This is a genomic window from Bacteroides rodentium JCM 16496 (genome assembly GCF_000614125.1).
Classification (GTDB): domain Bacteria; phylum Bacteroidota; class Bacteroidia; order Bacteroidales; family Bacteroidaceae; genus Bacteroides; species Bacteroides rodentium.
Window position 1 is genome coordinate 1 of the sequence record NZ_BAKJ01000067.1, and the last position, 13,701, is coordinate 13,701.

Annotated in this window: 10 protein-coding genes and 1 pseudogene; 9 read left to right on the forward strand and 2 right to left on the reverse strand. The window is 43.1% G+C overall.

Translation table 11 applies throughout. From position 1 onward, the window contains the following. From JCM16496_RS19170 to JCM16496_RS19205, 8 genes are all read left to right on the forward strand, one after another. Nucleotides 1-2,135 (forward strand): Eco57I restriction-modification methylase domain-containing protein (locus JCM16496_RS19170; RefSeq protein ID WP_025836207.1); only part of this gene is annotated, 2,135 nt, incomplete at its 5' end. Beyond that, entirely contained in the window at nucleotides 2,125-3,003 is an 879-nt protein-coding gene (locus JCM16496_RS19175) for a DUF8371 domain-containing protein (protein WP_025836208.1), read from the forward strand. The genes JCM16496_RS19170 and JCM16496_RS19175, both read left to right, overlap by 11 nt. A gap of 52 nt (nucleotides 3,004-3,055) precedes the next feature. Continuing rightward, nucleotides 3,056-4,099: a PDDEXK nuclease domain-containing protein gene (locus tag JCM16496_RS19180; RefSeq protein ID WP_244440500.1), complete on the forward strand. Its 1,044-nt coding sequence runs from the start codon at nucleotides 3,056-3,058 to the stop codon at nucleotides 4,097-4,099. Nucleotides 4,100-4,149: 50 nt separating this feature from the next. Beyond that, nucleotides 4,150-5,160: a virulence RhuM family protein gene (locus JCM16496_RS19185; protein WP_025836210.1), complete on the forward strand. Its 1,011-nt coding sequence runs from the start codon at nucleotides 4,150-4,152 to the stop codon at nucleotides 5,158-5,160. Nucleotides 5,161-5,219: 59 nt separating this feature from the next. Next, nucleotides 5,220-6,089, forward strand: a complete 870-nt coding sequence (locus JCM16496_RS19190; RefSeq protein ID WP_025836211.1) for an aldose 1-epimerase family protein — start codon at nucleotides 5,220-5,222, stop codon at nucleotides 6,087-6,089. 105 nt (nucleotides 6,090-6,194) lie between these two features. Continuing rightward, on the forward strand, nucleotides 6,195-7,337 hold the full coding sequence (gene araJ / locus JCM16496_RS19195) for an MFS transporter AraJ (RefSeq protein WP_025836212.1): 1,143 nt from the start codon (nucleotides 6,195-6,197) through the stop codon (nucleotides 7,335-7,337). Between the two features lie 57 nt (nucleotides 7,338-7,394). Beyond that, on the forward strand, nucleotides 7,395-7,829 hold the full coding sequence (locus JCM16496_RS19200) for a hypothetical protein (protein WP_025836213.1): 435 nt from the start codon (nucleotides 7,395-7,397) through the stop codon (nucleotides 7,827-7,829). 10 nt (nucleotides 7,830-7,839) lie between these two features. Beyond that, a complete protein-coding gene (locus JCM16496_RS19205; protein WP_005836471.1) occupies nucleotides 7,840-8,253 on the forward strand; it encodes a hypothetical protein in 414 nt (137 codons plus the stop codon). Nucleotides 8,254-8,318: 65 nt separating this feature from the next. On the opposite strand, the gene JCM16496_RS19210 is transcribed toward JCM16496_RS19205, so the two are convergent. Both JCM16496_RS19210 and rlmD read right to left on the reverse strand, forming a co-directional pair. Beyond that, nucleotides 8,319-9,230, reverse strand: coding sequence for an RluA family pseudouridine synthase (locus tag JCM16496_RS19210; protein WP_025836214.1), 912 nt, complete (start codon nucleotides 9,228-9,230; stop codon nucleotides 8,319-8,321). A 59-nt stretch (nucleotides 9,231-9,289) separates the two neighbouring features. Further along, on the reverse strand, nucleotides 9,290-10,711 hold the full coding sequence (rlmD, locus tag JCM16496_RS19215; protein WP_025836215.1) for a 23S rRNA (uracil(1939)-C(5))-methyltransferase RlmD: 1,422 nt from the start codon (nucleotides 10,709-10,711) through the stop codon (nucleotides 9,290-9,292). Nucleotides 10,712-10,914: 203 nt separating this feature from the next. Here rlmD and ppdK point away from each other — a divergent pair. Further along, nucleotides 10,915-13,632, forward strand: a pseudogene (ppdK, locus tag JCM16496_RS19220) (pyruvate, phosphate dikinase). The last annotated feature ends 69 nt before the right edge of the window (nucleotides 13,633-13,701 follow it).

The following is a 13,701-nucleotide window of genomic DNA, read 5'->3' on the forward strand; positions in this document are numbered from 1 at the left end:
ACCCGGAAATGTTGAGTAAAATTTTTGAAAACCTGTTGGAAGACAATAAGGAAAAAGGTGCTTTTTATACTCCCAAGGAGATAGTACACTATATGTGTAGTGAAAGCCTTATTGCCTACCTTAAGCAACATTGCGAAAACAAAGGGTGGAATGAAGAAACTATCCGTAAATTTGTGATAGCCCCCTCTGTGAATGAACATCTTACTCAAAGACAACGAGAGGAAATGACTAATACTCTTATTCAAGTACAGGTGTGTGACCCTGCTATTGGTTCGGGCGCATTTCCTATGGGAATGCTCAATTTGATAGCTCGTTGTCGGGGTGAGTTGGAAGATACTTCAATGTCAGACATTAAGCGCCACATTATTCAAAATAACATTTTCGGTGTGGACATTGAACAAGGGGCAGTGGATATAGCTCGTCTTCGTTTTTGGCTTTCGTTGGTTGTGGATGAAACCGAACCTCATGCGCTTCCTAATCTTGACTACCGTATTATGCGCGGGAACTCTTTGTTTACAACATTTAGTGGAGAATGTTTGGATCTTTCCAAGACCAATGATGCCCGAACACGTTTGAGCAAAATGAAGCGGCAATTATTTGATATGCAAAGTGATTATTACAATCTCAGTGGGGAAGCGAAATGGAAAAAGGAGATTGAAATAAAACATCTGTTACTAGATATTGTAGAAGAACAGCTTGGAATGGAAAAAGGAAAGGCTGCGAGTGAAAGTTTACATCAATATGACATCTATAATGAGACTTCTGGTAAAATAAAGAAAAATGTAGCCAAGGCTAATGAAATATATAAACGTAAAGCAGAGTGTGTACGAAAGATAGCAGCTCTCCGTAATTTGCTTGGAGGAAATGGAACATTACATGAACGTGCTCGTACCGATATTGACTTTTTTGATTGGGAAATCATGTTTAGTAATGTGTTTGCAGAAGGGAAAGAAGGATTTGATATTGTGATTGGAAATCCACCGTTTGTACGTAAAATAAATGCCGTTATAAAGAAACTTATTCATACAGAATATTCAACGTCTTCTTATCAAGTTGACTTATATATCGCATTTATGGAAAAGGGAGTAAAGCTTTTATCTCATCAAGGAATCATTAGCTATATTACACCGAACCCATGGCTAAAAAATGTTGCTCAATCAAAGATTAGATTGTTCATGCTAGATGATATTAGATTAAGTATTATAGTACCTAAGATTGCTAATGCCTTTGAAAATGCTTCTGTTGATACTGCTGTATTTGTGGGATGTAAGAATTCTAATAACAAGCAGTTGAATGTTGTATATGTAGAGGATGGGCAATATAAGACAAAGCATAAAATATCTCTTGATGCATTTAAAAATAATGATGGATATATACTTGATGTAGAGAATACTGAGGATGTGCGTTGTATTATCAATAAAGTGCAAAAAGACTCTTGTTGTATAGAGACTCTATTTGATATTACAAGAGGCATTAATCCTTATGATGCTTTAACTGGACAAAGTCAAGATATTATTAAATCAAGAGCCTACCATTCAGACTCACAAAAAGACGATTCTTTTGTGCCAGAATTAAAAGGGCGGCATGTTGGTACATATTATTATAAATGGGATGGGGTACATTGGATAAGTTATGGAAAATGGCTTGCAGCACCACGAGATACAAAATATTTTGAGGGCAAAAGGATTATCTTCAGAGAAATCTTATCCAATAGATTAGTATGTACAATCATTAGTGAACCTTTTAAAATAGACAGAAGTCTTTATATAGCAAAGCCAAAAAATGAGTCAGATTTTAGCTGTGAATTAATTCAAGGATTATTGGCTTCTAAACTCTTTATCTTTTATGTAAAGCATAAGTTTAATGAGTTTGATGATTTATTCCCCAAAATAAGAGTTGCAGAATTTAGAATATTGCCTATTCCTACCAAGATTAAGGGGATGTTTGATAATGATATTATTACTCTTGTCAAATCTATTTTATCAGCTAAACGTACCAATCCTTCGGCAGATATTTCTGCCGAAGAACAAAAAATCGATTGTTTAGTATATCACCTCTATAATCTCACTTATGATGAGGTGAAGATAGTTGACCCGGAAACTCCTATAACAGAAGAAGAATATTATGGACAATAGAAATAGAATCATAGATAGAATAGAAACTTATTATAAAGCCTATTTAGAAAGACAGTCTAATACGTTGTTTAATGTTTATACAGACGTTTTGTTGACACAAGTGTTGAACATCCCTTGCTGTAAAGTAATTATTGAGGCGCTGAAAAAGAAACATCCCATAGCAGAGGATGTATTAAAAGAGCATTTCAACAAAGAGTGGTTCTCTTATATCAGAGATGTGACAGCGGATTATGAATATTATATTTCTTATTGCCTACATTGGCTTGCGTATATTAAATCAGCGAGTAAGACTCTTGATGGTTATTACAAAAAATGCAAATGGCTGGATAAGAATGGGGAAACGAACGATTCTACGATGCTATTTAAAACCGATGTTATCAGACCAATATTAGATTATATAATATTTCAATTACAGGAGGAATCATATATCTTATATTTGTTGGATAGATACAAACAACGAATAGAACGATTTGAAAAGCTAGAGTCTATAGGTAGTAAAAGTGAACTTGAACTTCAAAAAGATCTTTTCTTATTTCTTTTTGATCAAGGCACAGAATTTGCAGGATTTGAGGCTCATAACTCCGTTTCAACAGGAAATGGTGAAATGGATTTTTATATAAAATGTCAAGGAGAACCTTTTGTAATAGAAGTAAAGTTGTATAAAGAAGGGAAAGATACACGACACTATTTATCGCAACTTACGGCATATATGTCACAAATAGGTGCAGAATATGGATGTCTTTATATCTTTACAAAAGAGGATGTGACATTCAATTTGCGGGAGGCAGAAGAGAGTATTTATGTCAAAACCGTATATATCGGTGAAAAGACTCCTTGTAACAAGGAAACGAAAGAAATTGTTTTATGAAGCACTTACCAAATATACTAAGCCAAGGAACAATAAGAGAAAACTTATGACTATGGCAGGAATTAAAGTTATGGCAGAAATACAAAAAAATCACAACCTGTTTGATGATGTACGCCACATCATTGAACGAGGAAGAACTACAGCCTATGCAGCAGTAGAACAAAGTGTTATTGTTACCAACTGGCTTTTAGGGCAACGAATTGTAGAAGAAGAGCAGCAGGGTAAAGTCAGAGCGCAATATGGCAAGAAACTGATTAAAGAGTTGGCTGATAGATTGGTGCCTCTTTATGGTAATTCATATAGTAAACGTAACCTGGATTATTACCGCCAATTCTATCTAATGTTCAGTGATTTAGAGATCGTGAACGCACGCGTTCACAATCTTACATGGACTCATTTTCGTATTATCATGCGTGAAACTTCGCCTGAAGGTCGTTTATGGTACATGAAAGAAGCATCCGAACAAATGTGGAGTACGCGTACACTCGACCGTAATATTTCTACCCAATATTACGAACGTAGATTAGCCTGCCAGCGTGAACATTTGTCATTACCTGCTCCCGATATATCGGACAACGACCCTATGGAATACATTAAGAACCCTGTGGTGGCGGAATTTATGGGATTCAGACGTGATACACAATATACTGAGTCAGAGTTAGAACAAGCTTTAATTGCGAATCTTGAAACGTTTATTTTGGAATTGGGACGCGGCTTTGCCTTTGTGGAACGGCAGCAACATATTACCACGGAAACCGACGATTTCTACATCGATTTAGTGTTCTACAATTTCAAAATGAAGCGATTTGTGATTTTTGAATTGAAAACGCATAAGCTAACCCACCAAGATGTGGGACAACTGGATATGTATGTGCGCATGTATGACGACCTTGTGAAGGATGAATCGGACAATCCTACCATTGGTGTGTTACTTTGTACCGAAACAGATAAAACCATTGCCCGTTACTCCGTGCTTAATGGCAATGAACAGCTTTTTGCAGCCAAATATATGGCTTATATGCCCACCGAAGAAGAACTGCACCGTGAGATAGAACAACAGAAGCGTTTCTTTTTGGAGCAACACGGGAAGGTATGAAACTTAAATAAAGTATGGACTGTATTTATATGAAAGTAGAATGAATGAAGATGGAAGAGAATAACAAAATACTGATTTATACAGACGATGATGGTCTGACTAAAATAGATGTGAAGCTTGAGGAAGATACTTTGTGGCTTACTCAAGCGCAGATGTGCGAGTTGTATCAGACATCAAGAACCAACGTCGTAGAACATATAAAGCACATCTACGAAGAAGGTGAATTAGAGGAAGAGGCAACTTGTCGGAAATTCCGACAGGTTCGTCAAGAGGGTGAGCGCATGGTAAATCGTGAAATTCCGTTTTATAATCTCGATATGATTATCGCTCTTGGTTACCGTATCCGTTCTATCATTGCGACCCGTTTTAGACAATGGGCCACTCTGCGGTTGAAAGAATACATCACTAAGGGATTCACCCTTGATGACGAACGTCTAAAGAAGCTGGGCGGTGGCGGCTATTGGAAGGAACTGTTGGAACGCATTCGTGATATACGTGCCACAGAGAAAGTCTTCTACCGCCAGGTGCTGGAAATCTATGCTACAAGCATTGATTATGATCCGCGAGCCTCCGTTTCGCAGGAGTTCTTTAAAAAGGTGCAAAACAAGATACACTTCGCCATCCATGGCCGTACCGCTGCAGAACTGATTGTGGAACGTGCTGATTCGGAAAAAGACTTTATGGGACTCCTTACGTTTAAAGGGAATCAACCCACGCTGACCGAAGCCCGTACTGCCAAGAACTATTTGGATGAAAAGGAACTCAGAGCCATGGGACAACTGGTGTCCGGTTATCTTGACTTTGCAGAGCGGCAAGCTGAAAAAGAACAGCCAATGACTATGAATGATTGGGCTAATTATCTGGATAGGATTCTTACCATGACCGGTGAGCAACTGCTAATGGATTCGGGTAAAGTGTCACATTTAGAAGCCATGGAACATGCTACAAACGAGTATTGTAAATACAAACAACGCACGCTCAGTGATGTGGAACAAGATTATCTGAATGTCATCAAAAGTATTAGTAATAAGAGTAAGAAGGGAGGCAAGCTTGAAGATTAGATATAAGCATCAATGCTTTCAAGTATACTATATGAGAAAATAACAAAATTATATATGATATGAAAACACTTTTTAATTCAGAACTGACAATTAAAGTCTCCTCGCATGGGGCCGAGTTATGCAGTATCTTGCATGATGGAAAAGAATATCTTTGGCAGGCAGACCCTGCTTTCTGGAAACGGCATTCTCCGGTGCTTTTTCCCATTGTAGGCAGCGTTTGGGAGAATGAATACCGCCACGAAGGCGTTTCCTACGCATTGACGCAACACGGTTTTGCCCGCGATATGGATTTTGAATTGATATTTGAACAGGAAGATGAGGTACGCTATCGACTGGTTGACAGTGAGGAAACACGCAAGAAATATCCTTTCCCGTTTTGCCTTGAGATAGGCTATCGGATAGAAGGAAAGAAGGTTGAAGTGCTTTGGAAAGTCATCAATACCGGAACACGCGAAATGCACTTCCAGATAGGGGCCCATCCGGCTTTCTATTATCCGGATTATGATACGGAGACAACGGACCGTGGATATTTCGGCTTTGATAAGACGGAAGGTTTGCACTATATCCTTATCTCCGAGAAAGGATGTGCCGCTCCGGATAAGGAATATTTGCTTGAGTTGACAGATGGCCTGCTGCCTTTGGACATACACTCCTTTGATAATGATGCCCTGATTCTGGAAAACAGTCAAGTGAAAGAAGTTACATTATATAATAAGGAGAAGAAACCCTATCTCAGTCTGTATTTCGACACTCCGGTGGTGGGGCTGTGGTCGCCTCCGGCCAAGAATGCTCCGTTTGTCTGCATCGAGCCGTGGTACGGGCGTTGTGACAGTGCCCATTATAAGGGTGAATATAAGAATAAGGACTGGATGCAGCACTTGGTACCGGGAGAAGTCTTTAATGGTGGGTATACGATTGATATAAGATAAAAAATGAAGAAGGATACTGAAAATAATTCGGTATCCTTCTTATTTGGAGAATGCAATGTCCTTATCTTTGCGCCCGGTAAAAAATATAGGTTGTTTTTTTAAGGTATGAAGAAGAGTCTTATTGCATTGGCATTCGGTACATTGGGGTTGGGGATTGCCGAATTTACGATGATGGGCATTTTGCCCTATGTGGCTACTGATTTGGGAATCAGCATTCCCGTGGCCGGTCATTTCATTTCTGCGTATGCGTTGGGTGTCTGTTTTGGTGCGCCCATGCTGCTCCTGGCCCGCAAACGTCCGTTGAAGCAGATTCTGCTGGTTTTGATGACATTAATGATTGTGGGTAATATTTGTGCGTCTATGGCACCCAATTATTGGGTCTTGCTGTTGGGACGTTTTGTTTCCGGACTTCCTCATGGCGCTTATTTTGGGGTGGCTTCCATTGTTGCGGGAAAATTGGCTGATAAGGGGAAAAGCTCGGAGGCGGTTTCAATTATGATAGCGGGAATGACTGTGGCCAATCTGTTTGGGGTGCCGTTGGGTACTTCGTTGAGCCATACGCTGTCTTGGCGTGCCACGTTTCTGCTGGTAGGTGCCTGGGGATTGATAACATTGTACTACATATGGCGTTGGGTACCGCAGGTCGAAGGTCTGAAAGACACGGGATTTAAAGGGCAGTTCCGTTTTTTGAAGAAGCCGGCGCCGTGGCTCATATTGGGAGCTACGGCTTTGGGCAACGGTGGCGTATTCTGCTGGTATAGCTACATCACCCCGTTGCTGACTGAGGTTTCCGGTTTTAGTGCGGAAAGCATTACGGCGCTGATGGTACTGGCAGGATTCGGAATGGTTGCCGGCAATCTGGTCAGTGGGCGCATGTCCGACCGGTACACTCCGGGAAAGGTAGGTACGGTGGTGCAAGGGATGATATGTGTTATTTTATTATTGATATTTTTACTCTCGCCCTATCCGTGGTGTTCGGCAATATTGATGACACTCTGTACGGCAGGTTTGTTTGCCGTCTCCAGTCCGGAGCAGGTGTTGATGATTCGTGTGGCCCCTGGAGGAGAAATGTTGGGAGGCGCTTGTGTGCAGATGGCCTTCAATTTGGGGAATGCTATCGGAGCCTATATCGGAGGTCTTGCCTTGAGTGGAGGATACCGTTATCCCGCATTGGCAGGCGTACCGTTTGCACTGATGGGATTTATTTTATTCCTTGTCTTCTACAAGAAATTCCAGGATAAGTATTAAGTGTTTCATTTTTTTTGTGTATGTTTGTCCGCAAGTATTAACTAAACTCGATAACTTATGAAGACTTTGAATTATGTGAAGATATTGCTGTTGTGTGTATTTACGATTGGGCTGGCGTCTTGTGGGGATGATGTATATTATACCATGCAGAATAGCGACGACAAATTGTGTGGGAAGACGTGGATAGAAGAATATCAGACGGAAAACAAAGATGGAGTTGAAGTGTTATGCAGTCATCAGCTGAAGTTTGCCAAGGCTGATAATTCTGGACAGGAAATCTGGGAGCATTATCGCGGAGGCGAGTCCCGTCCCTATGAAACGACTTCACGTACTTTTACTTGGAAATGGATGGATAAGTCTATGGAGGGGTTGACTCTGAATTATGGTGCCGGTGAAATCAAGTACTTTGATAATGTATGGGTGCGCGAACATTATTTATCCGGTAAACTGGATGGAGTGGTTGTTATGATGGTAGATGCTAATTATAAATAAAGTATGGCTTATGAATAATATGTTGAAATACACAAAAATGTTATTGTTGTTTGTCCTTGTATTAGGATTGACATCATGTGATAGTGAGGAAGAAACGGAATATAATCTGCCCGGTGAATGGTATACATCTGAAGAAATAGATTTCGGGGCATATACTTGGGGTAGGGGGACGATTATGACCTTTAACGCGCGCAACCAAGGTACTATTGGTTCATATGGCGACCCGAATTATTTGCTTTTCAGATGGAATTGGGTTAGTGGGGCTTACAATCTGATGGAATTGGAATTCTATGATGATGGCAGCATGGCTTACATTGAAGGAGCCATGGCTGATTCTTATTCTTTCAGTGGTACTTGGTATAATAGCTGGAGGGAATATCAAGATAATATTCACGGACAGCCTTTTCGTATGCGTCGGCAATGACGACATGCTTATCAATAAAAAACGGAGCAAATCAATTGCTCCGTTTTTTATTGTATGTCAGCTTTTTACTTATTCTTCAAAACCAATTTCTTGAACTCTCCCGGATAAGGTGTTTCAAACCGCATCAGCTCTCCCGTGACGGGATGATAGAAACAGAGTTTGAAAGCATGCAGGGCCAAGCGTCCGATAGGATTTACGTCTTCCAGTCCATAGCGTCCGTCACCGATAATGGGATGCCCCAAATCCTGCATGTGTACACGTATCTGATTCTTGCGTCCTGTTTCCAGATTCAACTCAACGAGGGAATATCCATTGGCGCGCTTGATGGTGCGGTAGTGTGTAATGGACTCTTGCCCCCCATCATCTGTCGGGCTGGAATATACATACAGCTTACGGTCCGTCAACCAAGAAACTACGGTTCCTGCATCTTTTTCCATTTCGCCGACAACTACGGCTACATATCGCCGGTCTGTTACAATGTTGTGCCAGTTATCGCGTAGTGTACGTTGGGTCTTCTCGTCTTTGGCAAACATCATCAAACCGGAAGTGTCACGGTCCAGGCGGTGTACGATGTATACACGGTGCTGCTTGCCCGAGCGTTGCACGTATTCATTCAAGATGGTATAGGCGGTACGTTCCTTTTGCCGGTCAGTGTTGACAGACAGCAAGCCCTGCATCTTCTCTATCACGATGATGTAGGCGTCTTCGTATACAATCTTCATCAGTTTATGGTTGAACTCTTTGCGCCCCTTCTCGCGGCTGATTTGTACTTTCATACCCGGTTTCAGGGGAAAATTGTATTGTGTAGTGATGACGCTGTCCACATATATAATGCGTTTGCTCAGCAATGATTTCAGCTTGGTGCGGCTGGCATCCGGCATTTTAGCTGCCAGGAACTCCATGAGCTCCATTGGTTCCTTCACCATGTAGTCCGTATATTGTGTGCGGGCTCTTGCTGTAATTTTTTCTTTTGCCACGACTGGTTTTAATTTACGATTAGACAATTTACAATTTACGATTGAAACGACCTGGACTTTCAATCTTTTAATTCCAATAATACTACGTTTTCCACGTGGTGGGTGTGCGGAAACATGTCTACCGGTTGAACGGCCTTTACTTTATATTTCACATCGAGCAGTTGCAGGTCGCGCGCCTGCGTAGCCGGATTGCAGCTGACGTATACGATGCGTTTGGGCTCGGCAAACAGAATGACATCCACTACATCCTGGTGCATTCCGGCACGGGGAGGGTCGGTGATGATGACGTCGGGACGACCATATTGGTTGATGAAGTCTTGTGTCAGCATGTCTTTCATATCTCCGGAAAAGAACAATGTATTTTTGATTCCGTTAATCTCGGCATTGACCTTGGCGTCTTCAATGGCTTCGGGTACATATTCTATGCCGATTACCTGGCGTGCTTGCTTGGATACGAAATTGGCAATGGTGCCCGTGCCGGTATAAAGGTCATAAACAAGCTCGTTGCCGGTCAGTCCGGCAAAGTTGCGCGCTACTTTATAGAGGTTGTAGGCTTGCTCGGAGTTGGTCTGATAGAAAGATTTGGGACCTACCTTGAAGCGCAGTCCCTCCATTTCCTCAAAGATGTGGTCTTTCCCCTTGAAGGTGTGTACCTCGAGGTCGGTGATGGTGTCGTTGCATTTATTATTAATAATGTATAGCAGGGAAGTGATTTCGGGGAATGTATCTGCTATGTATTGCAGCATTTGCTTGAACAGAGCCATTTCCTCCTCTTTCTCTATCTTGCAGATGAGGATTACCATCAGTTCGCCGGTGGTAGAGGTACGTACAATCATATTGCGTAGCATTCCTTCATGCGTACGCAGGTTGATGAAGGAATAGTTGTGCTGATAGGCATAGTCGCGTACTGCATTGCGGATGCGGTTGGATATATCGTCCTGCAGCCAGCACTTCTCTATGGCCAGCACTTTGTCGAAAGCATTGGGAATATGGAAGCCTACGGCATTCATCTGTTCGTACACTACATTCTGCTGAACCTCTTCTGTCGTCAGCCAGCGTTTGTTGGAAAAAGTGTACTCCAGTTTATTCCGGTAGAACTGAGTTTTTTCTGAACCTAATATCGGAGAAATTTCCGGCAGTTCTATTTTGCCGATGCGGGTGAGGTTGTCTGTTACTTGTTTTTGTTTATACTTGATTTGCTCGGAATAGGGGAGAACCTGCCATTTACAACCGCCACATACACCATAATGTTGGCAGAATGGAACTGCCCGTACTGCCGAATATTCATGGAATTTCACAGCCTCGGCTTCAGCATAATGATGCTTTTTTCTCTTAATTTGCAGGTCAACTACATCGCCGGGGACGACATATGGTACGAAAATCACCAAATCATTGACTTTTGCGATGGCTTTTCCTTCGGCAGCCACATCCGTAATTGTCACCTTCTCCAATAGGGGAAGTTCTTTTCTCTTTCTTGCCACTTTTACACCAATCTAATAAATTCTTCGGCAAAAATAGACATTTTTTCGGGATTTCTCTCTATGAAATGAAATATTAAAGATTGCAATGTCGAAATTGCATTTTAGCATAAAGTTTTTTCTGAAAAAGTTTTCTAGTCTGCGAAATATACTTAGATTTGCGAACAGAAAAGAGAAATCACTATCAAAAACTTTAAATTTATATTATGGACAAAAAAAGAGTTTATACCTTTGGTAACGGCCAGGCAGAAGGAAAGGCCGATATGAGAAACTTTTTGGGTGGGAAAGGTGCCAACCTTGCAGAAATGAACCTTATAGGGGTTCCGGTTCCTCCGGGCTTTACAATAACGACAGAAGTTTGTACGGAATATTATGAAATGGGGCAGGATAAAGTCGTTGCTCTGTTGAAGAACGAAGTTGAACAAGCCATCGCTCATGTGGAAACACTGATGCGTTCCAAATTCGGTGATGTGGAGAATCCGTTGCTGGTTTCCGTACGTTCGGGTGCACGTGCTTCCATGCCGGGCATGATGGACACTATCCTGAATCTTGGTTTGAATGACGAAGTGGTGGAAGGCTTGACGCGCAAGACGGGCAACGCACGTTTTGCATGGGACTCTTACCGTCGTTTCGTGCAGATGTATGGCGACGTGGTGCTGGGCATGAAGCCGGTGAACAAGGAAGATGTAGACCCGTTCGAGGCTATTATAGAAGAGGTGAAACATGCTAAAGGCGTGAAGCTGGATAACGAGCTTGAGGTGGAAGACCTTAAGGAACTCGTGAAGAAGTTCAAGGCTGCGGTGAAAGAACAAACCGGAAAAGACTTCCCGACTTGTGCCTACGAGCAGTTGTGGGGTGCCGTTTGTGCCGTATTCAACTCTTGGATGAACGAACGCGCATCTTGTATCGTAAGATGGAGGGAATTCCTGACGAATGGGGTACTGCCGTAAGCGTTCAGGCTATGGTATTCGGTAATATGGGCGAGAGCTCTGCTACGGGTGTTTGCTTTAGCCGTGATGCTGCTACCGGTGAAGACCTTTTCAATGGCGAGTATTTGATTAATGCACAAGGTGAAGACGTGGTTGCCGGTATCCGTACTCCGCAACAGATTACAAAAATAGGTTCTCAACGTTGGCTGAACTGGCCGGTGTAAGCGAAGAAGAACGTGTCAGCAAATATCCTTCCATGGAGGAGGCTATGCCGGAAATCTATAAGGAACTGGATGCTTTGCAGACGAAGCTCGAAAACCATTACCGTGATATGCAGGATATGGAGTTCACCGTACAAGAGGGTAAACTCTGGTTCCTCCAGACCCGTAACGGTAAGCGTACCGGAGCCGCTATGGTGAAGATTGCCATGGACTTGCTCCATCAAGGTATGATTGACGAGAAAACCGCATTGATGCGTTGTGAGCCCAATAAGTTGGACGAATTGCTCCACCCGGTATTTGACAAGACAGCTCTGAAGCAAGCCAAGGTATTGACCCGTGGTCTTCCCGCTTCTCCTGGTGCCGCTACGGGACAAATCGTATTCTTTGCCGATGATGCCGCCGAATGGCATGCTGCCGGCAAGCGTGTGGTAATGGTGCGTATCGAGACTTCTCCGGAAGACTTGGCAGGTATGGCAGTTGCCGAAGGTATCCTGACGGCACGTGGCGGTATGACATCACACGCAGCTGTGGTGGCGCGTGGTATGGGTAAGTGCTGTGTGTCCGGTGCAGGTGCCTTGAACATCGACTACAAGGCGCGTACAGTGGAAGTGGATGGTGTACTGTTGAAAGAAGGTGATTATATCTCCTTGAACGGAAGCACCGGTGAAGTATATAAAGACAAGGTGGAGACAAAAGCGGCTGAGCTGTCCGGTGACTTTGCGGAACTGATGGATTTGGCAGATAAATATACGAAGCTGCAGGTTCGTACCAATGCAGATACTCCGCATGATGCACAAGTGGCACGCAATTTTGGTGCGGTGGGTATCGGTCTTTGCCGTACGGAACACATGTTCTTCGAAGGCGAGAAGATTAAAGCCATGCGCGAGATGATTCTGGCAGAAAATGCAGATGGACGCCGCAAGGCTCTGGCTAAGATTCTTCCTTACCAGCAAGCTGACTTCAAGGGAATTTTCAAGGCAATGAAAGGTTGTCCGGTGACTGTACGTCTGCTTGACCCTCCTTTGCATGAGTTTGTTCCCCATGACCTGAAGGGACAGCAGGAAATGGCAGATACGATGGGTGTAAGCCTCCAGTATATCCAGCAACGTGTTGAGGCGCTTTGTGAGCATAATCCGATGTTGGGGCATCGTGGTTGCCGTCTGGGAAATACATATCCTGAAATTACGCAGATGCAGACACGTGCTATCCTGGGCGCTGCTTTGGAATTGAAGAAGGAAGGCGTTGAAACCCATCCTGAAATCATGGTGCCTCTGACCGGTATTTTGTATGAGTTCAAGCAGCAGGAAGAAGTGATTCGTGCTGAGGCTGCCCAGCTGTTTGAAGAAGTGGGTGACAGCATTGACTTCAAAGTAGGTACAATGATTGAGATTCCGCGTGCCGCCTTGACTGCCGACCGCATTGCTTCCTCTGCCGAGTTCTTCTCATTCGGTACGAACGACTTGACTCAGATGACATTCGGTTATTCACGCGACGATATCGCTTCCTTCCTCCCGATTTATCTGGAGAAGAAGATTCTGAAAGTAGACCCGTTCCAGGTACTCGATCAGAATGGCGTAGGACAGTTGGTGCGCATGGCTACTGAAAAGGGACGTGCTATCCGTCCGGACTTGAAGTGCGGTATCTGTGGCGAGCATGGAGGTGAGCTTCTTCTGTGAAGTTCTGCCACAGAGTCGGCTTGAATTATGTCAGCTGTTCTCCGTTCCGTGTGCCCATTGCACGTCTGGCTGCGGCGCAGGCTGCCATTGAAGGCTGATTCAATAATACTGAATGATGACATTTATGGGCTGCATGCTTTACTTGGTAATGGCATGCAGCCCATTTT

Excerpts from the sequence above, each read along its gene's own strand:
- JCM16496_RS19200 (WP_025836213.1), top strand. The coding sequence starts at position 7,395 with ATGAAGACTTTGAATTATGTGAAGATATTGCTGTTGTGTGTATTTACG.
- araJ (WP_025836212.1), top strand. The coding sequence starts at position 6,195 with ATGAAGAAGAGTCTTATTGCATTGGCATTCGGTACATTGGGGTTGGGG.
- JCM16496_RS19190 (WP_025836211.1), top strand. The coding sequence starts at position 5,220 with ATGAAAACACTTTTTAATTCAGAACTGACAATTAAAGTCTCCTCGCAT.
- JCM16496_RS19180 (WP_244440500.1), top strand. The coding sequence starts at position 3,056 with ATGGCAGGAATTAAAGTTATGGCAGAAATACAAAAAAATCACAACCTG.
- JCM16496_RS19175 (WP_025836208.1), top strand. The coding sequence starts at position 2,125 with ATGGACAATAGAAATAGAATCATAGATAGAATAGAAACTTATTATAAA.
- JCM16496_RS19185 (WP_025836210.1), top strand. The coding sequence starts at position 4,150 with ATGGAAGAGAATAACAAAATACTGATTTATACAGACGATGATGGTCTG.
- JCM16496_RS19205 (WP_005836471.1), top strand. The coding sequence starts at position 7,840 with ATGAATAATATGTTGAAATACACAAAAATGTTATTGTTGTTTGTCCTT.